Source organism: Iodobacter violaceini, assembly GCF_011601265.1.
Lineage (GTDB): Bacteria > Pseudomonadota > Gammaproteobacteria > Burkholderiales > Chitinibacteraceae > Iodobacter > Iodobacter violaceini.
Window position 1 is genome coordinate 752137 of record NZ_JAAOLX010000001.1, and the last position, 22746, is coordinate 774882.

Annotated in this window: 22 protein-coding genes; 12 read left to right on the forward strand and 10 right to left on the reverse strand. The window is 49.9% G+C overall.

Annotated elements, in window-relative coordinates:
• Positions 1-55 precede the first annotated feature (55 nt).
• Positions 56-955: a LysR family transcriptional regulator gene (locus HA050_RS03300; protein ID WP_240928955.1), complete on the reverse strand. Its 900-nt coding sequence runs from the start codon at positions 953-955 to the stop codon at positions 56-58.
• 112 nt (positions 956-1067) lie between these two features.
• Between HA050_RS03300 and HA050_RS03305 the strand changes: the two genes are divergently transcribed.
• Both HA050_RS03305 and HA050_RS03310 read left to right on the forward strand, forming a co-directional pair.
• Positions 1068-1667: an FMN-dependent NADH-azoreductase gene (locus HA050_RS03305; protein WP_166821967.1), complete on the forward strand. Its 600-nt coding sequence runs from the start codon at positions 1068-1070 to the stop codon at positions 1665-1667.
• Between the two features lie 155 nt (positions 1668-1822).
• Positions 1823-2680, forward strand: a complete 858-nt coding sequence (locus tag HA050_RS03310) for a pirin family protein (RefSeq protein ID WP_166821970.1) — start codon at positions 1823-1825, stop codon at positions 2678-2680.
• 42 nt (positions 2681-2722) lie between these two features.
• On the opposite strand, the gene HA050_RS03315 is transcribed toward HA050_RS03310, so the two are convergent.
• Both HA050_RS03315 and HA050_RS03320 read right to left on the reverse strand, forming a co-directional pair.
• Positions 2723-3877: a hypothetical protein gene (locus HA050_RS03315; protein WP_166821973.1), complete on the reverse strand. Its 1155-nt coding sequence runs from the start codon at positions 3875-3877 to the stop codon at positions 2723-2725.
• Positions 3878-4126: 249 nt separating this feature from the next.
• A complete protein-coding gene (locus HA050_RS03320; protein ID WP_166821976.1) occupies positions 4127-4555 on the reverse strand; it encodes a VOC family protein in 429 nt (142 codons plus the stop codon).
• Positions 4556-4640: 85 nt separating this feature from the next.
• On the opposite strand from HA050_RS03320, the gene soxR reads away from it, so the two are divergent.
• On the forward strand, positions 4641-5105 hold the full coding sequence (soxR, locus tag HA050_RS03325; protein WP_166821979.1) for a redox-sensitive transcriptional activator SoxR: 465 nt from the start codon (positions 4641-4643) through the stop codon (positions 5103-5105).
• Between the two features lie 26 nt (positions 5106-5131).
• Here the strand turns inward: soxR and HA050_RS21915 are convergent, their stop codons facing one another.
• Positions 5132-5338: an NUDIX hydrolase gene (locus HA050_RS21915; RefSeq protein WP_205836268.1), complete on the reverse strand. Its 207-nt coding sequence runs from the start codon at positions 5336-5338 to the stop codon at positions 5132-5134.
• Positions 5335-5595: an NUDIX domain-containing protein gene (locus HA050_RS21920; RefSeq protein WP_205836269.1), complete on the reverse strand. Its 261-nt coding sequence runs from the start codon at positions 5593-5595 to the stop codon at positions 5335-5337. Before HA050_RS21920 ends, HA050_RS21915 begins: the two co-directional genes overlap by 4 nt.
• 272 nt (positions 5596-5867) lie before the next feature.
• On the opposite strand from HA050_RS21920, the gene HA050_RS03335 reads away from it, so the two are divergent.
• The 4 genes from HA050_RS03335 (at position 5868) to wbaP (ending at position 10540) form a co-directional block, all read left to right on the forward strand.
• Positions 5868-6674, forward strand: coding sequence for a glycosyltransferase (locus HA050_RS03335; protein WP_166821982.1), 807 nt, complete (start codon positions 5868-5870; stop codon positions 6672-6674).
• Between the two features lie 407 nt (positions 6675-7081).
• A complete protein-coding gene (locus HA050_RS03340) occupies positions 7082-7888 on the forward strand; it encodes a glycosyltransferase (protein WP_166821985.1) in 807 nt (268 codons plus the stop codon).
• Positions 7885-8988, forward strand: coding sequence for a glycosyltransferase (locus HA050_RS03345; protein WP_166821988.1), 1104 nt, complete (start codon positions 7885-7887; stop codon positions 8986-8988). The genes HA050_RS03340 and HA050_RS03345 overlap by 4 nt, the downstream gene beginning before the upstream one ends.
• A 97-nt stretch (positions 8989-9085) precedes the next feature.
• Positions 9086-10540 (forward strand): undecaprenyl-phosphate galactose phosphotransferase WbaP, encoded by a 1455-nt coding sequence (wbaP, locus tag HA050_RS03350; RefSeq protein ID WP_166821991.1) that lies wholly within the window; start codon positions 9086-9088, stop codon positions 10538-10540.
• 80 nt (positions 10541-10620) lie between these two features.
• Here wbaP and HA050_RS03355 read toward each other — a convergent pair whose 3' ends face one another.
• Positions 10621-11163, reverse strand: coding sequence for an acyloxyacyl hydrolase (locus HA050_RS03355; RefSeq protein ID WP_166821994.1), 543 nt, complete (start codon positions 11161-11163; stop codon positions 10621-10623).
• Positions 11164-11274: 111 nt separating this feature from the next.
• Here HA050_RS03355 and argA point away from each other — a divergent pair, with 111 nt between their 5' ends.
• The 3 genes from argA to HA050_RS03370 all read left to right on the forward strand — a co-directional run bounded on the left by argA (position 11275) and on the right by HA050_RS03370 (position 16458).
• The gene (argA, locus tag HA050_RS03360; RefSeq protein WP_166821997.1) at positions 11275-12591 is read left to right on the forward strand and encodes an amino-acid N-acetyltransferase; all 1317 of its coding nucleotides are present in this window, start codon (positions 11275-11277) and stop codon (positions 12589-12591) included.
• Between the two features lie 192 nt (positions 12592-12783).
• Positions 12784-15612, forward strand: a complete 2829-nt coding sequence (locus tag HA050_RS03365) for an EAL domain-containing protein (protein ID WP_166822000.1) — start codon at positions 12784-12786, stop codon at positions 15610-15612.
• Positions 15613-15843: 231 nt separating this feature from the next.
• Complete coding sequence (locus HA050_RS03370; RefSeq protein ID WP_166822003.1) at positions 15844-16458, forward strand: LysE family translocator; 615 nt, start codon at positions 15844-15846, stop codon at positions 16456-16458.
• Between the two features lie 120 nt (positions 16459-16578).
• Here the strand turns inward: HA050_RS03370 and HA050_RS03375 are convergent, their stop codons facing one another.
• The 4 genes from HA050_RS03375 to argB form a co-directional block, all read right to left on the reverse strand.
• Positions 16579-18426 carry a M3 family metallopeptidase gene (locus HA050_RS03375; RefSeq protein WP_240928956.1) on the reverse strand — a complete coding sequence of 616 codons (1848 nt, stop codon included), beginning with the start codon at positions 18424-18426 and terminating at the stop codon, positions 16579-16581.
• Between the two features lie 125 nt (positions 18427-18551).
• Positions 18552-19202, reverse strand: a complete 651-nt coding sequence (locus tag HA050_RS03380; protein ID WP_166822006.1) for a pyrimidine 5'-nucleotidase — start codon at positions 19200-19202, stop codon at positions 18552-18554.
• 58 nt (positions 19203-19260) lie between these two features.
• The gene (locus tag HA050_RS03385; protein ID WP_099396652.1) at positions 19261-19692 is read right to left on the reverse strand and encodes a CBS domain-containing protein; all 432 of its coding nucleotides are present in this window, start codon (positions 19690-19692) and stop codon (positions 19261-19263) included.
• A gap of 170 nt (positions 19693-19862) precedes the next feature.
• Positions 19863-20738, reverse strand: coding sequence for an acetylglutamate kinase (gene argB / locus HA050_RS03390; RefSeq protein WP_115228155.1), 876 nt, complete (start codon positions 20736-20738; stop codon positions 19863-19865).
• A gap of 291 nt (positions 20739-21029) precedes the next feature.
• Here argB and HA050_RS03395 point away from each other — a divergent pair, with 291 nt between their 5' ends.
• Complete coding sequence (locus HA050_RS03395) at positions 21030-21671, forward strand: TetR/AcrR family transcriptional regulator (RefSeq protein WP_166822009.1); 642 nt, start codon at positions 21030-21032, stop codon at positions 21669-21671.
• Positions 21664-22746 (forward strand): efflux RND transporter periplasmic adaptor subunit, encoded by a 1083-nt coding sequence (locus HA050_RS03400; RefSeq protein WP_166822011.1) that lies wholly within the window; start codon positions 21664-21666, stop codon positions 22744-22746. The genes HA050_RS03395 and HA050_RS03400 overlap by 8 nt, the downstream gene beginning before the upstream one ends.

The window sequence follows — 22746 nt, forward strand, 5'->3', positions numbered from 1 at the left end:
CACCTGACTGGCAAATAACAAAGCTAAATAAACCAGCGCATCCCCCAGCACGACTCTATTTTGTTTGTAAAACCTGCTCTAACAGATCTAAAAACACCCTTGTTTTAGCGGGCATCAACCGGCGCTCAGGAAAAACCGCCCACGCGGGCACGGCAGGTAAACACCAATCCGGCAAAATGCGCACCAGTTTGCCCTCCTGCAGATAGGGCCTGGCAAACGATTCAGTCACCGCCAGCACGCCCATACCCTGACACGCCAGCCGCACCAGCAGCTGAGGCGAATTAATACTGAATTTGGCCACCGGCTGAAAGAGATGCTGTGTTTTACCCTGCTGCAATACCCAGGGCATGGCCCCCCCCTGCCGGCTGAGTACAGCCAGCGTGTCGTGCCCGGCAAGCTGACCGGGATGCTCAGGCAAACCACGCTGAGCAATATATTGCGGCGAGGCATAGAGGCCCGAGCCAAACAAAGCCAGCCGCCGCGCAGACAGATGAGCATCGCTGGGCAGCTCGCCAATTCTGATCGCCAGATCAAAGTTTTCGCCCAGGATATCCACCCTGCGCGGCGAGATATCAATCTCAAAGCGGATCAGCGGATAGCGCTTGCTAAAGTCGCTTAAAAAACTATTCATATCCCAGCCCCCCATATCCCCCGGCAAAGAGATCCGCAGCAAGCCGCCTGGCTCTGCCTGCCTGTGCTCAACCAGTGCCACAGCCGCATCTACTTCGCTGGCAATTTGCTGAGCATGATCCAGCACATGCTGGCCAAACTCGGTGAGCATCAGCTTGCGCGTGCTGCGGGTTAACAGCCGCTCGCCCAGCACCGTTTCCATATTGGCAATCCGCCGCGATACGGTTGATTTTGGCAGGCCGGTACGCCCGGCCGCTTTGCTAAAACTGCCGCACTCCACCACACGGGCAAACAGCACTAAATCATTTGCTTCAATCTTCATCATCACTGCCATTGTTCCACCAATGGAACAATACTATCCATTTTATGGTCTTCTGCCCATTTAATGCGGAGGTTACATTAGCGTCATTCCAACGCAGCACAGAAGAGATCAAGCCATGAACATCTTACAAATCAACTCCAGCGCACGCAGCAACGGTGCTTTTTCTACCCAACTGGCGAATGTGCTGGCTGAAAAACTGCTCGCAGGCCATGCTGGCTCCAAACTGGTTTTGCGTGATTTAGCCATCAACCCGCATCCGGTACTGGATGAAGCTACATTAGGCGCCTTGATGACGGCCCCGGAAGTACGGACTGCGGAGCAAGCAGCCAGCGTAGCCAGAAACGATGCTCTGATCGCAGAAGTGCAAGCTGCCGACACTTTAATCATCGCAGCGCCGATGTATAACTTTGGCATCACCGCTCAGCTTAAAAACTGGATCGACGCCATTGCCCGCGCAGGCGTCACCTTTAAATACAGCGCCAATGGCCCGGAAGGCTTGCTGACAGGCAAACAAGTGTATGTGGTGCTGACCCGTGGCGGCGTGCATCGCGGCACCGCTGGCGACACCATTGCCGACTATATGCGCACCGTTTTAGGCTTTTTAGGCATGAAAAACGTTGAGTTTATCTACGCCGAAGGCCTGAATATGGGCGATGAAATGCAAAGCAAAGGCATCAGCCAGGCCCGCAGCGAGATTGAACTGGCGGTGGCTTAAGGCAAAAGGCTGCAGGCACAGAGAATTCAGCGTTTAAAAGAATCGTAGGGCGGGTGCAACCCGCCGAGCTTTGAGACGAGATGCGAAAAAACGGCGGGTTGCACCCGCCCTACAAAAATAGAACTGGGTTTTGTTTGCACCAATGGAGAACCACCATGAACACCGAACTGGTAAACCGCCCCCGCACAGTTGAAAGAAAAGTACAGGGCCGCGCCGTAATGGAAGGTGCCGGGGTCAAAATTAACCGTGCGCTGACCCAATCTTTGCAACTAAGACTCGACCCCTTTTTAATGCTCGACGCCTTTAAAAGCGACGATCCGCAAGATTATCTGGCTGGCTTTCCGGAGCACCCACACCGAGGCTTTGAAACCGTCACCTATATGATTGCCGGAAAAATGCGCCACAAAGACAGCGCGGGCCACGAAGGCCTGCTGGAAAACGGCGGTGTGCAATGGATGAGCGCAGCCAGCGGCGTGGTGCATTCCGAAATGCCCGAGCAGGAAAACGGCAGAATGGAAGGCTTTCAGCTTTGGCTAAACCTGCCAGCAACAGAAAAAATGAGCGCGCCTTGGTACAAGGATTTTAAAACCGTACCCAGCGTTGTCACCGATGCAGGCGTAGCCGTGCATGTGATCGCAGGCCAAAGCCACGGCACCAGGGGGCTGGTGGAAAAAGCCGCCACCCAGGCGCTGTATTTAGATGTGCATCTGCCCGCAGGCAGCGAATTTAGCCAGGCTATCCCTGCCGGGCACAATGCCTTTATCTATGTTTATCGCGGCGATGTGGAGATTGAAGGCACACCGGTTGCCAGCGAGCAACTGGCCATTTTTGCCAATGAAGAGAACAGCGACGGCATCCGCATCCAAAGCTCCGCTGCCAGCCGTGTACTGCTGTTTTCTGGCCAGCCACTCAAAGAGCCTATCGTGCAATACGGGCCATTTGTGATGAATACGCAGGAGGAGATCACTCAGGCGGTGATGGATTTCAGGGCGGGGAGATTGGGAAAGTTGTAATTAAAAGATGACAAAACATGGATTTTGCCATCTTCCAAAAAGCTATTGAATAAGCGCCGAGCTAGGTTTACCAGAAGCACTAATTAAGTGGTTTATAGCTATTTTATTAAAGAACACTGGGCGGTTCTCTAGCCAGCTAGTTTGTGCTGGCCGTAAATTCCCAGTGTAAATTCCCCCCTGAAGCACTGAGAAAATAGGTATGCCTGCATTGCTATTTATGAATTTCTTTTCCGCATCAATGACAACGACATCAATACCACTTACTTTTCTAACTTCATATGGTGATTGCCCTATCAAGGATGGAATTGATGCCCCATTACTATTTAAAAACTCATAATGCATTACTTTTTTATTTTTCATGTCGAAAGTCAAAGCGTATTTCATATTTTCATGGTCAGTATAAAATCCCTTACCCTCTTGAAAATGCTCAATAAATTTATCTACGCTGCTAAAATTCGCTAAATAATAACCTCTTACCTGATACACATCTTTCAATGCTGTATTAACTCGGTAATATGCTCTTGCTCCTTCAGGAAAGCCGCCATTTAACATTTTATCGGTCCAGGCAACGGATGCAGGCAAGGTGCTTTTTATATCATTTTTATCCATAGAGCTATCATAAAAATCCAGCAAGCTTTTTCCAGCAATATTTTTCTCTCCATAATGGATTAGATAAATATCTTCGCTATCAATAGCGTAATTTTGTAACTCGCCGGTTTTAATTGACTCAGTAGAGTTGGCGGTTGATACCCAGCCTGAATTCAATAAAAAACTACCATAAATTGTGTTAATTCCATCAATAGGAAAATACAAATTCTCTCTAATATTGGAAGTGCTCGTTCTAAAAAAATTTCCATCATACTCAAAAAAGCCTACATTCATTACTCCATTCACATTTTGATACTGCTTATAGTTTCCTGGCCTGCGCCCCATTCCTCCCTGGTCAGGTGTTAAAATGGAATACGCACCACTAGCACCAAAAACATCTTCCGCCTTAACGAAATTTAAATCCGCAACCGGAATGGGAAACTGAGGAGTAGATGGAGGCTGCGGAATGGGAAGCGGTGAAGTAGAACCAGAAGGAGTTAGAGGAGCAGGAACTGACGAAGTGGTTGCTGCAGTTTCACTTCCTCCTCCCCCACAAGCCGACAGTACTGAACCCAAAAAAAATAGAAAAAAGCACTCTTTCATTTTCATTTAATGCTCAACACCATAAATTAAAAAAGCATAGTAAACAAAACAATAAAAAATTGAAAAAAATAATAATAAAAAGTGCAAAAAACAAACAAAATACAACACCTAATTAGCAGAAATTTAAATTTTTATTTCATTAAATAATCTCTGCACAAATAAGAGCACCTTAACAAAAAATAAATACTTTTTGATGAGCAAGTGGATGTAAAATATATTTGTGCAGAGCATTCACAAACCAATTACAACTAACACTCATAGCAAATAACGATTCCGCTGCTCAGCTAACTGAGAAGTATATTCAACAAACTCAAACTGAATATCCTCCCCCAGCATAAAGTAAGCGCTATCCCGGTAAGCATCGCTCCCGCCCGCATGGTCGAGCATAAAGCCCGCGTTTTCCAGGTTTTGCATCGTTTCTTTTAAAGACGGCACCACAAAGCCAAGGTGCTTTACACCGACCAGATGGGTTTTCCAGCCCGGCCCTTCCCCTGTTCCGCCACTTTGCAGGGCGATATAGGCAAAATCATCGCCAATATGCAGCCAGTCGATTTCTGCCCCAAACCATTCCATTTTGCCTCTGCCACGGATTTTCCAACCGGGGATAGCGATTTGTATAAAACGCACGGCCCGGTCCAGATCGCTCACCGTGATATTTGCATGCTCCAGATACGCTTGTTTCATGATTGCCACTCCTTATGATTTAAATGCCATCTCACTATGCAAGTTAAAGTAAACTTTAAGTCAAGTGTGTTAAGGAGCTTTTTTCATGACTACTTTGATTTCTATCGGCACTCTGGCTAAACGCTCTGGGGTGAAAGCCAGTGCACTGCGCTTTTATGAGAGCAAAGGCTTAATCAGCAGCCTGCGCAGCAATGGGCAAACGCGGCAGTTTCCAAGAGAAGTGCTGCGCAGGGTGGCGTTTATTCGCGTCGCGCAAAATGTGGGGCTAAGCCTTGAAGATATCGCAGCGGCACTCGCCTCCCTGCCCCAGCAAAGAACACCCACGCCGGAGGACTGGGCGCAGCTTTCAGAATCCTGGCGGCCCATGCTGCAAGCCAGAATCGATGCGCTAACGGCACTGCAAACGCAATTGGATTCCTGCATAGGCTGTGGCTGTTTATCACTGCAAAAATGCAGCCTGTATAACAGCGACGACCAGGCCCGCCACTTGGGATCAGGGCCACGGTTTTTGTTGGGGGATAGCGCAGCTGATTTGGCTCTGAAGGAGTAAAGACATTTTTTGCTTACGGATAACACTCATGTTTTTAAAATTTCCAACAAATTTTCCGGAAAAACAATCTCATCTGTCTGCGCCAGCTCCTCTGGAGTCCACCAGCGGTGTTGCTTCATCACTTCCATTTCTAATGCGCTCCAGGCAGCCTGGTCAGGAGCAACTTTATCCATCCGTACAATAAAATATCGTTCATCCGCAATCACAGATTCGCCATCCGGCAATTTCATCATAAATTCCTGCCTGGCAATTTCATCATAAATTCCTGCCTGGCAATTTCCTGACTAATTGAGTAATTGTGCGATCCAATTTCTTCAGCAAATTCCCGCGCAGCAGCTTCTGCAAAACTCTCGTTCTCTTCAACGCCCCCTCCAGGAGTGGCCCAGTAGGACTTCCCGGCCAAAGCCCCCCTTGTAAATACAAAGTGAAATAATAAAATATGGTTTTCTGGTGACAACACCAGTAAACGTGCAGATGGGCGACGCCGCATGGGTAAATCCAAATAGTGGGATGTTGATTAACTTAATTAACTACAGATTAAACAGGCAATTGGGACTGCAATTATGTGTTTAGCCCCCGTATTCCATTCAAGTATTTTTATCCGCCGGGCAATCATAAAACGAATCACTCCAAACAAAATACGTATCACATCCTCAGACTTAAGCCCCTCGCTGGCAAATCCGCCCAATTTACATTTCACCTCAGCACGCCCTGCCACAAAACCCGCTAAAATAGCGGTCTTCCCTTGCACAAAGCGCTTCGATGAACCGCACGGCCTTACTTATTCCTCACTTTAATAATCCACAGGGCCTTGCTGCGTCTTTGGCTTCTGTGGGTAAGCATGAACAAATTGATGCTTTTATTGTGGATGATGGCAGCAGCAGGCAGCGCGTCGATGAAGCAGCTTGTGCAAATGCCTGGCAAGCGGATGGCGAGTTGCACTTTATTTATTTGCCGCAAAATCAGGGCATCGAGCATGCACTCAATACCGGCCTGCAGGCGATTCTTGAGGCGGAGTATGAATATATTGCCCGCCTGGATTGCGATGACCTTTGCGCACCGGATCGCTTTGTCAAACAGGTGGCTTTTTTAGACAGCCACCCGGATGTGTATTTATTAGGCAGCGCAGTGACATTTTTTGATGCCAGCGGCGATCGTTTTACGATTAATCAGCCGCAAACGCATAATGAAATTGTGCGGCAAATGCACGACGACAATGCCTTTACCCACCCCACTGTGATATTCAGGGCGGCGGGAGTAAAGGAGTTGGGCTTATATCCAACCGACTGTAAAGCCGCGGAAGACTTTGCCTATTTCTGGCGCTTTGTGGCGCGTTATCAAACGGCCAATCTGGCCGAAGTGCTGACCCGCAGCGAATATAACGACGCAGGCATCTCTATGAGCCGCCGCCGCCAGCAACAGGCCATGCGGATCAAACTGCTATGGCGCTACTTCGATTACTCGCCGCGATCATTCATAAAAATCAGCAAAGCCAGCCTGTCCTTCGCCCTGCCAGTCAGCTTCACTCGTAAAATCAAACGCCTGCTGGGAATGGGGAAGTGGGATTGATAAGAAAAAGAACGAGTTCATGCTTAGAATGCAGTTTTTTTACATCAGCATACAAAGAAAAAAATGACTACCACGCTCTCAGCGAAGGGCTTTTACCTTCCCCTGAAAACACGCCGAGCGAGGAACAAGCGGGGAGGGGTCGTCGTCAATTCGTGTTTGAGCGAAGCGAGTTGAATTGACGCCACCTCGATTGTCCGCAGTCGAGGGGCTTTCGTGTTTTAGGGGTCGCCTTCTTTTGGTTCTTTTCTTGGCGAAGCAAGAAAAGAACGCCCCTGCGGGGGCTCCCGCTCCAAAACCAACGTGCCGAAGGCACTAAAAAGTTCATTTGTATTTAGTAAGTACCTACGGGTTACCCGAAACCCACACATTCAAACGCGAAGCTGCACTCGCAAAAAACAGAAGCACACATGACACGCCTTATTTTACTGATACCGCATTTTAATAACCCAGCCGGGCTGATTAAGTCTTTAGCCTCCATCGGCCCCAACGAGCAATGCGATGTACTGGTGGTAGATGACGGCAGCACGCGTGCGCCGATTGAGCATACGGCGGCCAGAAATGCGTTTAAGGCTCAGGGCGAGCTGCGGTTTTTAAATTTGCCGGTCAATCGGGGGATTGAACATGCGCTTAATTCCGGCCTGACGTGGATTACATCACGCGGCTACGCGTTAATTGCCCGCCTGGATTGTGGTGATGAAAACCTGCCCAACCGCCTAGCCAAGCAAGTTGCTTTTTTAGACAGCCACCCCGATGTGATGCTGCTTGGCGGCGCGGCTAGCTTTGTCGATCAAACCGGTGCCGAGCAATTTGTGCTGCGCCACCCCTGCGATCACGCGGCAATTAGCCACACTATGCGTAATAACTCGGCCTTTATTCATCCGGCGGTGATGTTCAGAACAGCCGCATTAGCCAGCACCGGCCCCTATCCGCTGGATACGCCTGCCGCCGAAGACTACGCGCTCTTTAGCGAATTCACCCGCCAGTTTAAAGTAGCCAACCTGCCCGATGTGCTGATCCGCTACGAGCTGGACCCTGGCGGTATTTCACTGAGCAAACGCCGCCAGCAGCTGACATCCCGCCTGTCCGTACAAAAAAAATATAGCGATGGCAGCCTTGCCGCACTGATTGGCATGGCCAGAACGCAGCTTTTACTCCTGCTGCCCTACTCCTTGGTGTTTAAGCTCAAATCCAAATTAAGAGCAAAAAAAGCATGAGCCTGATCCCTGTAAAACGTGCCGCTAAAATTGTGCATATTGTTGAGGCCTTTGGCGCTGGCACACTGTCTATGGTGTCGGCGATGGCCAATGCACAGGCCAGAGACGGCCATAGCGTCACCATTATCCATTCCGTGCGCGAAGAAACGCCGGATAACTGGCGCGCGCTGTTTGCCGATGCGATTCACTTTATTCAGCTGCCTATGGTGCGCGCCATTAACCCCGCTGCTGACTGGCGTGCGGGTCGGGCCCTTTACCACTGGCTGCGTGAGTTAAAGCCTGAAGTGGTGCATATGCATTCATCCAAGGCCGGTGCGCTGGGGCGAATTGTCAGTTTATTTATTCGTGGGAAATCTGCGCCCAAGTGGTTTTTCTCACCGCATGGCCTGTCATTTTTGCAGCGTGCTGAAGGGCGTTTAAAAAATACCATTTTCCTGACAGTCGAAAAAATCCTCTCAGAAATCCCTACCACTTTTATTGCCTGCTCTCCTTCCGAAGGCGCAGAAATCCGCCGGCATCTCGGCAGCAATGTGGTGGTGGTGAATAACGCGGTCGATCTGGCGGCGATCCACCCCGCTCAGGGTAATCAGGATATCGTGCGCATCGGCACCGTAGGCCGGGTTACTCTTGCCCGCAATCCTGAGCTCTTTGCCAAAATCGCCAGCCAGGCAGCCCAGCCCGGCGTCGAGTTTGTATGGATAGGTGGCGGCGATGTGGCCTCAGAAAAAAACCTGAAAAACGCCAATGTAAAACTCAGCGGCTGGGTAGATCGCAAAGAAGCGCTGCAACAGCTGGCCAGCTTAGATATATATATCCAAACCTCGCGTTGGGAAGGCCTGCCGGTTGCCGTCATCGAAGCCATGGCCGCTGGCCTGCCGGTATTGGCCACCAATGTGGTGGGCAATAAAGATTTGGTGATTGACGGCGAAAATGGTTATCTGTGTGAAAACAGCAGCGACTTTGTGAAACACCTCAACACACTGATCGAAAACCGCAGCGCCCGCCAAACGCTTGGCGCGCAGGCAAGGCATTTTGCTGAGGCGAATTACTCGCTGGATAAAATGATGGCGAGTCTTTATAAGGCTTATGGACTATCTTAGGGCGGGTGCTTACCCGTCGTTTTGATTGCTTTTTAATACTATTGCCGGCGGGTTTCGCCCGCCATACAGATCTTTTGCTTGAAAATCAGGAAGTAAAATGAATAAGCATTTACAAGCCGAAAGGGCTAAGCCTTTGTTGGCGCTGGCCGATTTTGCTGCGCTCACCGCGTCTTTTTGTGCGGCGCTGGCCATGCTGAGTTTTTTTCGCCACCAAAGAATTGGCGGCGACTTTGCCGCCTGGTGGTGGTGGGAAGGCTCGCAACAAAGTACCGCCTTTTTATTTTTAGCCATACTCACCGTGGGCAACTTCTGGTGGCGGGGGCATTACAGCCTGCGCCTGCCGTTTTGGGATGAGCTGCTGGAAATTCTGCGCGCCCTGCTCCTGGCTGCGCTGTTAAACGGCATGCTGGTGCTCCTGGGTAAATTCACCGTTTCGCGCTTTTTATGGCCCATGTCCTGGAGCCTGGCGCTGCTGCTTCTGCCACTCTTACGCTCGCAAATGAAAAACTTCCTGCTGGCGAAAAAGCTCTGGCAACTGCCCACGGTGATCATCGGCGCCAGCAGCAATGCCATTGATGCCTGCCGCGCCATGCACAGCGAGCGCCAGCTGGGTTTTGATGTGCAGGCTTTCTTGTCGATCAATAAAAACGATCCGGCCGGGCTGACTATAGACGGGCAAACCAGGCCAGTGATTCAGCTCGATGAAACCGGGCTGCTTTCATGGCTGGATAATAATAATCGCCCTCATGTGGTGGTGGCCGTGGATGAAGACGAGCTGCGCCGTCTGGGGCCGCAAATTGAGCTGCTTTCGCTTAAATATAAAGACATACACATCATTCCGCCGATTGCGGGCTTACCGCTGTTTGGCGTGGTGCCGCACCACTTCTTTAGTCATGAAGTATTGCTTTTGCGCGTGCGTAATAATCTCTCTGTTAAATCGCTGACTACTTTAAAACGTGCTTTCGATTTATTTGGCGCCAGCGTCGGCATTCTGCTGCTTTCACCACTGCTCGCCTATGTGGCGCTGCAAATTAAACGCCAGGGCGGCCCCGGCAGCATCTTTTTTGGCCATGTACGGGTGGGTATTAACGGCAAGCCGTTTAAATGCTGGAAATTTCGCACTATGGTTTCCAACAGCCAGGAAGTGCTGGAAAAACTGCTCGCCAGCAGCAGCGAAGCACGTGCCGAGTGGGATAAAGACTTTAAGCTTAAGAACGACCCGCGCATTACGCCGATAGGCGAGTTTTTAAGAAAAACCAGCCTGGATGAAATCCCGCAGCTGTGGAATGTAATCAGGGGCGAAATGAGCCTGGTTGGCCCGCGCCCCATTATTACTGCCGAGCTGGAGCGCTATGGCGATCATGTGGATTTCTATCTGGAAGCGCGCCCTGGCCTGACAGGCCTGTGGCAGGTATCGGGCCGCAACGACACCACCTACGCCGAACGCGTGGCGCTGGATGCCTGGTATGTAAAAAACTGGAATCTCTGGTACGACGTGGCGATTGTCTGCAAAACCATCAAAACCGTGGCAACAGGGCGCGGAGCTTATTAATAAATCCAGAGGCGTGCTCTGATTGCTGAGTGACAAAAAATGATCACTTACACCACTCAGAGTACGCCCTGCTGCTCTTTCTACATCTTAAACCCATACCTCAGCACCAGAAAATCAGCGCCATAATTAGGCGTTTTAATATCTGCATTAGAGTGGTGCTGATACAACAACGTTAAATCTTGTGATCTGCGCTCGCCAAAACGCACCCCTGCCCCCAGCTGTTCACCAAATTGAAAAGCCGTGCTGAAAGGGCCACGCCTGGCATAATCCGTGCGCGAAAACACATGCCCGCCCACCCCTGCTTCTACAAACCACTGTAAGTCCTGATCAGCAGCAGCCCACTCATAGCGCAGCTCAGGTGTAATAAATAATTCACCAGTATTCAGATCATCACCGCGCCATAATCCCGCCCCCAAAGCCAGTCCGGAGCTCAGCTTCCCTGTTTTTGTCTCATACCATGACCATGGTAAATCCGTGCGCCACGCCACTCTGAATAAGTGGTGCTGCTCAACGTGTTTAGGTTGCATGCCCTGCCCGGCGCTGACTTGCCACTCAAACGCCTCTGCACCAGCCACTGCAAACAAAATGCAGGTCATGCAAAACCGGATGACAAATGCAAACATAGCGAGGCTCCTTATCGGTGGCGTCTTTACAATATAGACACAGCAATCCTTTTATATTTTTCTAGCTGACGTTATCCTTTGTGCAAAGCACATCATTTTTTTAGGAATACCATGCAAGCCGATGAGTTCGTCCAGTCATTCCGCCTGGCCGCCCCTTATATTCACGCCTTCCGTGGCCGCACATTTGTTATTGCCTTAGGGGGAGAAGTCGTCCGGGATGGCAAATTTGCCACCATTACCCATGACATCAATTTGCTGACCAGCCTTGGCGTGCGCCTGGTTGTAGTACATGGCGCAAGGCCGCAAATTGAGGCCCGCACTACAGAGCGTGGTTTAGAAACCCGTTATCATCACGGCTTGCGCGTGACTGATTTACCCACACTGGAATGCGTCATTCAGGCGGTAGGCCAGGTCAGGGTAGAAATCGAATCATGGTTATCAATGGGTCTGGCAAACTCCCCCATGGCCAATGCAGATATCCGTGTTTCTGCAGGCAATTTTATTACCGCGCAGCCTATGGGTATCCGTGACGGCTTAGATCTGATGTATACCGGCGAAGTACGCAAGGTAGACACCACGGCCATCCGCTATCGCCTTGATGATGGCGAGCTGGTCTTGCTGTCTACCTTAGGCTACTCACCCACCGGCGAAGTTTTCAATGTGCCGCTCGAAGATGTGGCCACCAGTGCGGCCATTGCCTTGCGAGCCGATAAGCTGATCTTTTTATTGGGCCAGCAGGGGGTGGAAGATTTAGCCGGCGAGCTGCTTACAGAGCTGACCGCTTTACAGGCCGATCAGTTTCTCAGCACCCATCCGCATCCGCATGAAGACATCCGGCTTTATCTGCCCTGTGCCATTAAGGCAGTAAGAAGCGGGGTAGCGCGGGCGCATCTGGTCAGCCATCATGTAGATGGCGCTTTGCTGAAAGAATTGTTTACCCATGATGGGATAGGCACGATGGTTTCCCGTGATTCGCTGGAAACCATGCGTGAGGCCACGATTGATGATGTAGGTGGTGTATTGGCGCTGATCGAGCCGCTGGAAGACGATGGCGTGCTGGTTAAACGGGGGCGTGAACTGCTGGAGCGTGAAATCCACCGCTACTCGGTACTGGAGCACGACAGCAAAATTGTGGGTTGCGTAGCGATGTATCCGTTTCCTAAAAGCCATATGGCAGAAATGGCTTGTCTGGTGATTCATCCGGACTATCGTGATGCCAACCGGGGTGAGCAACTATTGAAACATATAGAACAACACGCCAGAAGCCTGGGCGTACGCGAATTATTTGTATTAACAACGCGTACCGCACATTGGTTTGTAGAGCGGGGATTTGCGCTGGCTACCGTGGATGCATTACCAATAGAAAGAAAGCAGCTCTACAATTACCAGAGAAGATCTAAAGTATTTATTAAACAGCTGCGTAACTAAACGCTGTTGTGTAAATTAAATATACGATATTTCTATTACTGATTATTATTGATCATGTGCCACTGCCAAAAACATCTCTTTTTGGCAGTGTTTAATTTGATAAAGATGCTTTAGCAAAGAAAGCGATCAGACGTCATCTTCGGCACGACGCGTTTGACCTTAAATTAAGCAATCATTTCACGACAGGTTTGCATGGCATCGCTTCCGCTTTTTAATTCGCTCCGCACACGTTTAATCGTGGTCAGCACGCTGGTGCAATGTACGATTTTAGCCATTCTTTTACTCAATACCTCGAGAATATGGTCAGAAATGGCCACACATGCCACCGAAGTGCGCGTTCAGGAATTATCCCGCCTGCTCAATGCCGCTTTTGCCACGCCTTTATCCGCAGGCAATCTGGCCCAGGCAGCTGATTTACTGGAAGGGATTCGCACGGCAGAAGGCATTGATTACATTCTTCTGCTTAATAATAAAAAACAAATTATTGCCGCAAGAGGCTGGGATATCGCTCACCCTCTGCCACCAGTTGATAAACTATCACTGGAAAAAAACCTGCCTGCGCTCATCCATGCCGCCACGCCCATTGAATTTGCAGGCGAGCCGTATGGCGAATTGCGCTTTGGTATTTCCACCGAGATTATGCGCGGTGGGGTAAATCAATTACTGATGCAAAACGCCATTACCATGGTGGTGGGTATTTTACTTTCCGCGCTGATGATGGGGCTTTTTGGCGTTTGGCTCAGCCGCCATATTCACCGCCTGATTAAAGCTGCAGAAAACGCAGCCCAGGGCAATTACAATAATGTTGCACCCATCCCGCACGGGCAAGACGAAATCAGCCAGCTCACCCGTCGCTTTAATGAAATGACCAGTTTAATTAAAGAACGGATCGATTCACTGGTCATGAATGAAGAAAAATTTCATACCATTGCCAACTACACCCACAGTACCGAGCTATGGCTCTCCCCCGAGGAAGGCCGGCTGGTGTGGATTAATGATTCGGTGACCCGTCTTTCCGGTTACTCGGTGAATGAATGTATGCTGCTGGGCGATTTTCCTTTATCGCTCACCATGCCGGAAGAGCGCGCCCGCGTTACAGAAACACTCAAACAGGCGCTTGAGCACCGCAGCGTAATCCAGGATTTTGAATTCAGAGCCGTTCGCCGCGATGGCCAGCCATTCTGGGCCTCGGTATCCTGGCAGCCAATTTACGATTCCAATGAAAATTATTTAGGCCTGCGCGCCAGTATCCGGGATAACAGCGAGCTGAAAGAAGACCGGCTGTCACTGCGCAAAGCCGTGATCGAGCTGCGCCAGATTCAATCACTGGGGCAAAGCTATTTGTCCCGGGCCGAATCTGAGCGTGCACGGCTTACCGCCTTACTCTCCGCCATGCGTTTTGGTGTGCTGTTTGTCGATAACGACAACCGGGTGGTGTTTCACAACCCGGCTTTCTGTGATTTATGGGGGCTGGGGCCTGGTAATCAGCTGCCCGGCAAACCCATTGGGCAGATTCTGCAAATCGCAGAAAACCGCCCTGCACTTGGCGATATTATTGCCAATTACCTGGAAGAGCTGGCACTGTCAGACGATAAAGTCGATTTTGGCGAACTGAGCATGAACGATGGCAGAGTCATTACCCAGCATGGCTTCAGGGTACTGGACAGCCAGGGCACGGCCAATGGCCGGATGTGGATTTACGAAGATGTAACTCAGCAGCGTGAGCTGTCCGAACATATGATCAAGCTGGCCGAGCGCGACGCCCTCACCGGCCTCTATAACCGCCATCGCTTTCAGCAAGAGCTCGATCGCATGGTATCCGAAGCCGATCGCAAACAAAGCGCCATGGCGCTGGTTTTCTTTGACCTGGACGAGTTTAAACACGTCAACGACACCTTTGGCCACGGCGTGGGTGATGATTTACTGAAATGCATCGCCCAAACCATCGGTACCCAAGTGCGCCGCCACGAGGTGTTTTCGCGTCTTGGTGGTGATGAATTTGCGATTTTAGTACCCGATTGCAATGAATTTGAAGTCAGTAAACTGGCCGAACGCATTGTCAGCTCCATCTCGCAGATTCCGTTTACGGTTGAAGGCCACGTGTTGCGCCCTTCTTCATCCGTAGGTGTGGCGCTGTTCCCCAATCACGCCAGCAACTCGCTGGAGCTGGTCGCCCATGCCGATTCGGCCATGTATCAGGCCAAATCGGCAGGTAAATCCACATGGCGGATGTATCGCCAGGATGCCGATCCATCCAGATCGGCCATTACCCGCCTTTCATGGAAAGACCGTATTACCGAAGCATTGGAACACAATGGTTTAGAGCTGCATTTCCAGGGGATTTACTACCCCAGAACCCGCAAACTTGCGCACTTAGAAGCGCTGGTACGGATGAAGGATATGCAAAAACCTGATGAAATCATTATGCCAGGGCTGTTTATTCCCCATGCAGAAAAAACCGGCAAGATTATTGATATTGATCGCTGGGTGATACGCACCACCATTGAACTACTCGGCAAAAAAGCCAATATTCCATCCATTGCCATTAATATCTCCGGCCGCTCTTTTGATGAGCCGGAAATGCCGGAATACATCAGCCAGCAGCTCAAGCTGCATAAAGTAAACCCGGCCCGGTTATTAGTTGAATTAACCGAAACAGCGGCCGTATCGGATATCCGCGATGCAGAGCGCTTTATTGATGCACTGCGAGCCACAGGCTGTACAGTATGCCTTGATGACTTTGGTACAGGCTTTGCATCCTTTGCCTATTTAAAACAGCTGAAAGCCGACGTACTTAAAATTGACGGCTTTTTTATTAAAGACTTAATCAGCGATCATGACAGCCAGGTCTTTGTGCGCGGGATGGTCAGCATGGCCCATGAGATGGGCAAAACAACCATTGCCGAGTTTGTAGAAAACGAAGCCATCTTTAATATGCTGATTGAATTGGGAATTGATCAGGTACAAGGCTATTACCTGGATAAACCAATGAAAGATCATCCTGGATTGAATATTATTTAACGGATGATATAAACCCAAATCTTGAACCACGGAGCTCACAGAGAACAAAGAGTTTCACGGAGAAAAACAGGATATGAATTAAGTTCGTGTTTCGTGGGGTCGCCTTCTTTGCGTACTATGAATTCTGGCAAAGCAATTAAAGACTTCGCGGGGAACTCCCGCAGCTAGACACCGTGCCGAAGGCACTAAAAAAAACTTCTGTGTAACCTCAGCTAAACAGGGTATACCCCCATGAGCATGACCATCTGGCTGACCTTTATTGCCACTACCTTTTTTATTTCCGCCACGCCCGGCCCGAATATGCTGCTGATGCTGTCGCACGGCACACGCTATGGCTGGCAGGCCACGCTGGCGACCATGAGCGGAGCACTGGCAGGCTTGAGTTTATTGTTCGCGCTCTCGGCCTTTGGCATGGCCACTATTCTGGCGACATCCGCCACGCTGTTTTTGATTTTTAAATTAGCCGGTGCAGTGTATTTAATTTACTTAGGCTGGCAATGTTTTAAAGCCGGAAACAATTTAGAAATGCCCAATGCTTCTGCAGATTCGGCAGCAAGACGCTTTCGTCTGGGATTAACCGTAGCACTATCAAACCCTAAGGCTATTTTATTTGCCGGTGCATTTTTGCCGCAATTTATCAACACCGCACAGCCGCAGGCCGGGCAATGGGCTATTTTACTGGGCAGCTTTTTTATCATCGAAGCAGGCTGGCAAGTCGCCTACGCAGCAGGCGGTGCAAGGCTGGGTAACTGGCTGCAAGGCCCGAACCGCATCAAACGCTTTAACCAGGGCTGCGGCGCCGCTTTCTTTACCGTAGGCGGATTGCTGGCCGCAGCGCAGCGTTGATTGGGAGTTGGGAGTTGGGAGTTGGGAGTTGGGAGTTGGGAGTTGGGAGTTGGGAGTTGGGAAATTTAGCCTCATCCCCAAGTAAAGCAACTCACCACTCCCTATTTCCACAAAAAAAAATCAAACCCCGTAACGCTCGCCCACCACACGCTCAAAGTCCGCAAACATTTGCGCGTCTGATTGCGTGTTATCTGCCAATAGCTCCGCACCATGCACGATGCGAATATGTGCATCCAGGTTTTTAAGCGGAGATTCAGGGTAAACCCGGCTTGCTGCTGAGTTAATTTGCGCCAGCGCATCAGCCCATGCCGCATCCACCGTCTGATTACATGCATCGGCTAAATACTTGGCATTAAAGGCTTCGCCCGTCAGGCTGATCAGCGTGGCATTGTGATTGATGCTGTTGCCTGGCGCCCAGTAATGCTTCGCCAGTAAAGGGCCGATTTCCGGGTTATCGGTGAGATAGCCATATTCGCGTTCAAAGAATGCGCGAGTCTGATAAACCGCCATATTGGCCAATAAATAGCCGTGATAAGCCGCAGCAGATTCCTGATTCAAAAGATGTGGAATAGCCAGTAATGGGCGGGGAGCTAACTCTAAACCCAAGATTTTCATTTCAAATTCACGGGCCAGTGCTAAGACATTTTCTGCCTTTAGCTCAGCATCAGAAAGCAGGTACAAGGCGCGTTCAAAATAAGGCACGACCAGAATATTGCGCTCGTTCAGCGCAGCAAATGGCTGGCTTTTTTCGATCCGCGCTTTAATCAAATCATTCGGTACAGATTCACCAGCCGCATTTTTTGCATAGCGCTTCAGCCAGTCTGCATCTTCCAGCAGGCTGTCGCAAAACATGGATTGCGTTTCAGCATAAGCCATGGAGGTTGGTGCGAATTCTTGTGAGAAACAAGGTGAATTTTGCGTCACATTAGCAAAGTGCGCCGCATGCCCGCCTTCGTGGAACAGGGTATTGATTGCGCGGGCACCGCTGCCGACCTGATCAGGCTTGGCTTCAGCTGTAAAGTTAATCTGCCCGGCTACCCAGCGGCCATCTGCTTCAAAAAAGGATGGAATCGGGCCATGGCAAAAGCCATTTTGGTACTTGCCCTTACGCTCCAGCAAATCCAGCTGCATGGTGGCACCGCGGTAAGAGATACCCAGCTTGCGAAAGCTTTCTACCCAACGCTCCAACCCTTTCGCAAAAGGCAGGTAAGGATCCATCTGGCGGGCAACATCTCCACTGATGGTATAACGGAAATTCCAAGGCAGCAGCGCGTCTTTACCATGCTGTTGTGCCAGCTCCTGTAAGCCACGCTGATTTGCTTCACGGGTACGCAGCTCAAAATCATCCAGAATGGCAAATAATTCTTCAACCGACATCTGCTCATTCTTACGCACTTTATATGCAAAATAATCAGGAAAACCCTGAGCGCGGGCAAAGGCATTGCGCTGCTTCACAATCTCTAAAAAGCCATTATCCAACACCCAATGCTCAAGCCCTGCCATCGCATCAAACGAGCTTTTACGCGCCGCTTCAGATGGATTCGTCGACATATTGGTCGCCAGCGTGCTTTGTGTGGCTTCCTCGCGCTCGCCTTTCTCATTAATATGCGTTTGCACATAATCGCGCTTTTTCGCAAACAATGCGGCTTCCTGAGCAATCAGCTGGCTCATTAAAGTGCGCGCTTCATCGCTGTCGATAATATTACTTTCAAACAGCGCCAGCCAGCCTTGCAAGCCATGCTTAAGCTCAGCAGCATCAGTCGTTTTTAAACGCGCCAGTGCCTCACGCACTTCAGCCAGCTTTACCGGATCAGAAATAAAATTTTTATAGGCTTCTTCTGCTTTGGCAAAGCCATCATGATCGTCAGAAACGGCCATGTAAGTATCCCAAAACAAATCTTCTTTGGTTTTATGAACGGCAAGATAATCGCGATTGAGTGCGGCAAATAGCTGACGTGCTGCTTCCAAGGTGCTCTCCGGTGACTTATATGAGTTGGCAAATGCCTTATGCCAAGTAAATTACATGAGGCAGAAGAAGTGTGCAAATTTACTATTTTTCACAGCATTTAATTTCAGCACTTCGCAACACCTGATCATTTTCCTGCGTAAAGCCAGCGCCCGCGCTTAGCAATATCGCCCAGTTTGGAAATACTTAAATCAACCACGCCTGCCCCATAGCTGCGCGGGTTGATCCAGACTGTTTTCATGCCCAGCTGTTTAGCCGTTTTCAGGTTTTCCAGGGTGTCTTCAACCAGAATGCAGCGGCGCGGGTCCAGCCTGAAACGCGCAAGTAGCCTGCGATACGCCGCAATATGCGGCTTGGGAATCAGATCAACATCTTCTACGCTCACCACGGCACTGAAGCAATCATCGATTCCCAGCGCCAGCAGCATTGCCATCGCGTAATGGCGCGGACCGTTTGTAAAAAGCAGCTTCTCGCCTGGCAGGCTTCTTATCGCTACAGATAAACCAGGCATGGGATGCACGATTCTCAGCAGCTCATTGAGGGGATGAGACAAAAGCAAAAAATGTCGTGGATTAATATGCGGATGGTGACGACGCAGCCCCAGCATTGTTGCTCCATAACGCAACCAATAATCAACACGTAAATCCGCAGCCGCCTGCTCACTCAGCTGTAAGTGGCGGGCAAGATAAGCCGTCATGGCCCGGTTGATCACCGGGAAAGCATGCAAATCGGCATTGTGTAAGGTGTTATCGAGGTCAAAAATCCAGACAGGTTTCATTATTTCAGCGTAAAAAAAGACCAGCCTTGCTGGTCTTGCGGATGGCTGAGCAGGCCGCTCAGGAATGGATATAGTGCTCCAGCTGGGCAATCGTAAATTTTTGCTCTTCGATAATTTCCCGGACCAGATCCCCAATCGATAACACACCCAATACTTTATCGCCGTCTAAAACGGGCAAGTGGCGAATGCGTTTTTCGCTCATGATGGCCATACATTCATCAATGGTGGCCGTTGGCGGCACACAGAGCAATTTGCGGGTCATGATTTCTGATACTGGCGTGCCCGCCGAAGTTTTGCCCATCAAAATCACTTTTCTGGCGTAATCACGCTCTGAAAAAATACCAACCAGGTGGTTTTCTTCCATCACCAGCAATGCACCAATATTTTTTTCTGCAAGCATCTGTAAAGCCTGATAAACCGAAGCCTGCGGAGTAACTGACAAAATATTATCAATGGCTTTTTCTGCGAGCAGCTGGCGTGCTGTTTTCATACGGGCATCTCCCTGATGGCTTTGAAGTTTAACTGTAGTAGGCCAAACGTAACATGCAAGGAAGACGTAGATTACATTTCACAAAAAAACAAGATCAACAAACATAAACCCCAGCCAGGACAGCAGAGAGCACAAAATCTGCATGCACTGGCCGGTTTAATCAGCGGGGTTTATTTAGCACGAATCATCGTGCCCACACCCTGCTCAGTCAGCACTTCCAGCAGCAGCGCATGTTTTACACGGCCATCAATAATATGCACCGCGTTTACACCGCTCTTGGCCGCATCCAGCGCAGAAGAGATTTTTGGCAACATACCACCAGAAATCGTACCATCAGCAAACAGCTCGTCGATACGTTGAGCAGAGAGCTTCGTAAGCAGATTGCCTTCCTTATCGAGTACGCCAGGAGTATTGGTCATCATGATCAGTTTTTCAGCGTGCAGCACTTCGGCCAGCTTACCTGCCACCAGATCAGCATTGATATTATAGCTTTCGCCATTTCTGTCCACGCCAATCGGCGCGATCACCGGGATAAAATCACCCGCATCAAGATGTGCCACGATGGTTGGATCAATCGATTCGATTTCCCCAACCTGACCAATATCCAGCAGCTCATCCGTGCTGTCTTTCAAAAACATTTTGCGGGCCTTAATAAAGTGCCCGTCCTGGCCGGTTAAACCAACCGCCTTACCACCATGCTTATTGATCAGGGAAACAATTTCCTTGTTCACATGACCACCCAGCACCATTTCTACCACATCCATTGTTTCGGCATCGGTGACGCGCATCCCCTGGATGAACTCCCCTTTTTTGCCGATACGATCAAGCAATTCATTAATTTGCGGGCCGCCACCGTGTACCACAACGGGGTTCATACCCACTAATTTAAGCAGCACCACATCGCTGGCAAACCCTTCTTTTAACTCGGGTTCGGTCATCGCATTACCACCGTATTTGATGACGATGGTCTTATCAAAAAAACGCTGAATATAAGGCAAGGCTTCCGAAAGAATTTCGGCTTTTTCTTGCGGGGTAATCGTGGTCATGGCGTGTCCAAAAGCTTGCAGCCTGTCGGGCTTAGGCGGCTCGTAGAAAAATTGCATGATTGAGCACAGATTTTGCCGGATTTGCAGCCAATAAGGATTTATTCGGCCAAAAAACGGTGAAATATGAGCCAACCAGGTGATTTTGCAGCCAACCGATACTAAGCCCGGCGGGCTGCTCTGGAGTTTGAGCAGAATTCTAACAGTCTCAAGCCTGCCCGCGCTTTATTTTTGACAAAAATAGTCAGTCCTCTAATAATAAATGAATATTTATTTATTAATTGCAGGTTCACCATGTTATGTAAACGCTGGACCCGTAGGAAAGAAGCCCGCCCGCAAGAAATTTTAGAAGCGGCATTGGGGCTGTTTGTCAGCAAAGGTTTTGCCGCAACTAAAATGACAGATATCGCAAAAGCGGCTGGTGTAACCAGTGGCACACCATATATTTACTTTGCAGGCAAAGAAGAGATATTCGAAGCGGTAATGCGTGAGATATTATTACCGCAACTTACTATAGGCCATGAGTTACTTGCAAGTTTCCAGGGCAATTCGGCCGACTTACTGAAGGCCATGCTTAAAACATGGTGGCAGGCGATGGGGGAAAGCCAGCTTTCCGCTTTTCCTAAACTGATGATTGCAGAGGGCAGCAACTTCCCTCAAATCGCCAAAATATACCAGGAAGAATTTGTCACCCCAGGCAATAAAATTTTGCGCCACATTCTGGAGCGCGGAATGGCCAGTGGCGAATTCAAAGTGCCCGATATTGATTACGCCATAGAAGTGATTTCATCCCCCATTATCGTTGCCATGCTGATGAAACACTCACTCATCAACTGCCTGCCTGACACTTTAGAGCCCGAAAGATTTCTGAATACCACAATTGACCTCCTCCTGAACGGCCTGCTGGCCTCACCCAAGGATCAAGCACATGAATAAAGCAATTCCGCTGCTGCTAATGAGTGCAGCACTCTTAAGCGCCTGCAAGGAAGAAGCCAGGCCTCAGGAAGAAATTCGCCCCGTCCGCACCATTACACTCGCCACCGGCACTGCAAACAGCCATGCGGAGTTCTCCGGTGAGCTGCATGCCCGCCAGGAAAGCGCCCTTGGATTTAGAATTCCGGGCAAGCTGATCAGCCGCTTAGTCGATATTGGTGCAGAAGTAAAAACGGGCACGCCGCTGGCCAGAATTGATGCACAAGATATGGTACTCAATGCCGCCGCCGCAAAAGCACAAACTGAAGCGGCACAAAGCCAGCTCGATCAGCTCAAGCTTGATCTAAGCCGCTCACAAGAGCTGCTGGCCAAAAAATTTGTAAGCCAGGCCGATGTCGACCGCCGTCAAACCGCAGTAATTGCCGCGCAAAAACAATTAGTTCAGGCGCAATCACAGCAACAAGTCGCCCAGAATCAGGCGGGCTATACCACGCTGCTGGCCACCAGCGATGGCGTCATTACTGCCACACTCGCTGAGCCAGGCCAGGTATTGGCAGCAGGGCAGCCAGTCGTACAACTGGCCAAAGCAGGTGAAACAGAGGTCTTTATTGATTTACCAGAAGCCCGCAGCACTGATTTAAAACCCGGCCAAAAAACAGAAATCAGCTTCTGGGCTCTGCCGGGGAAAACCTTTAACGGCAAGGTGCGTGAAGTCTCACCCGCTGCCGATCCGCTCAGCCGTACTTACCGCGCCAAAGTGTCATTAGAAAATCCGTCAGCGGAAATTCGTTTAGGCATGAGCGCCACAGTAAAAAGCAGCCAAAACAGCCATACCGAAAACGCAACCACCCTGCCTCTGACTGCCATCTATGGAAAAAACAAAGAGCAGCGCGTCTGGCTGGTGGAAAACCAGCGTGTAAAAAGCAAGCCGATCGAAGCGCAAATCGATGCTCAGCACAAAAATAGTGAGCAAGTTCAGGTGAAGGGGCTAAAAGCCGGTGATGTTGTGGTCACTGCGGGTGTGCATCTCTTGCGTGAAGGGCAAGCAGTCAGACTGCTGCCTGCTCAGGGAGAATAA

Bases quoted from the DNA above. Each gene is read 5' to 3' on its own strand.
- HA050_RS21915 (WP_205836268.1), bottom strand. From the start codon at position 5,338: ATGATGAAATTGCCGGATGGCGAATCTGTGATTGCGGATGAACGATAT.
- HA050_RS03305 (WP_166821967.1), top strand. From the start codon at position 1,068: ATGAACATCTTACAAATCAACTCCAGCGCACGCAGCAACGGTGCTTTT.
- argA (WP_166821997.1), top strand. From the start codon at position 11,275: ATGCAAGCCGATGAGTTCGTCCAGTCATTCCGCCTGGCCGCCCCTTAT.
- HA050_RS03315 (WP_166821973.1), bottom strand. From the start codon at position 3,877: ATGAAAATGAAAGAGTGCTTTTTTCTATTTTTTTTGGGTTCAGTACTG.
- HA050_RS03400 (WP_166822011.1), top strand. From the start codon at position 21,664: ATGAATAAAGCAATTCCGCTGCTGCTAATGAGTGCAGCACTCTTAAGC.
- HA050_RS03320 (WP_166821976.1), bottom strand. From the start codon at position 4,555: ATGAAACAAGCGTATCTGGAGCATGCAAATATCACGGTGAGCGATCTG.
- HA050_RS03365 (WP_166822000.1), top strand. From the start codon at position 12,784: ATGGCATCGCTTCCGCTTTTTAATTCGCTCCGCACACGTTTAATCGTG.
- HA050_RS03370 (WP_166822003.1), top strand. From the start codon at position 15,844: ATGAGCATGACCATCTGGCTGACCTTTATTGCCACTACCTTTTTTATT.
- HA050_RS03355 (WP_166821994.1), bottom strand. From the start codon at position 11,163: ATGTTTGCATTTGTCATCCGGTTTTGCATGACCTGCATTTTGTTTGCA.
- HA050_RS03300 (WP_240928955.1), bottom strand. From the start codon at position 955: ATGATGAAGATTGAAGCAAATGATTTAGTGCTGTTTGCCCGTGTGGTG.
- argB (WP_115228155.1), bottom strand. From the start codon at position 20,738: ATGACCACGATTACCCCGCAAGAAAAAGCCGAAATTCTTTCGGAAGCC.
- wbaP (WP_166821991.1), top strand. From the start codon at position 9,086: ATGAATAAGCATTTACAAGCCGAAAGGGCTAAGCCTTTGTTGGCGCTG.
- HA050_RS03340 (WP_166821985.1), top strand. From the start codon at position 7,082: ATGACACGCCTTATTTTACTGATACCGCATTTTAATAACCCAGCCGGG.
- HA050_RS03310 (WP_166821970.1), top strand. From the start codon at position 1,823: ATGAACACCGAACTGGTAAACCGCCCCCGCACAGTTGAAAGAAAAGTA.
- HA050_RS03345 (WP_166821988.1), top strand. From the start codon at position 7,885: ATGAGCCTGATCCCTGTAAAACGTGCCGCTAAAATTGTGCATATTGTT.
- HA050_RS03380 (WP_166822006.1), bottom strand. From the start codon at position 19,202: ATGAAACCTGTCTGGATTTTTGACCTCGATAACACCTTACACAATGCC.
- HA050_RS21920 (WP_205836269.1), bottom strand. From the start codon at position 5,595: ATGCGGCGTCGCCCATCTGCACGTTTACTGGTGTTGTCACCAGAAAAC.
- HA050_RS03385 (WP_099396652.1), bottom strand. From the start codon at position 19,692: ATGAAAACAGCACGCCAGCTGCTCGCAGAAAAAGCCATTGATAATATT.
- HA050_RS03335 (WP_166821982.1), top strand. From the start codon at position 5,868: ATGAACCGCACGGCCTTACTTATTCCTCACTTTAATAATCCACAGGGC.
- HA050_RS03395 (WP_166822009.1), top strand. From the start codon at position 21,030: ATGTTATGTAAACGCTGGACCCGTAGGAAAGAAGCCCGCCCGCAAGAA.
- soxR (WP_166821979.1), top strand. From the start codon at position 4,641: ATGACTACTTTGATTTCTATCGGCACTCTGGCTAAACGCTCTGGGGTG.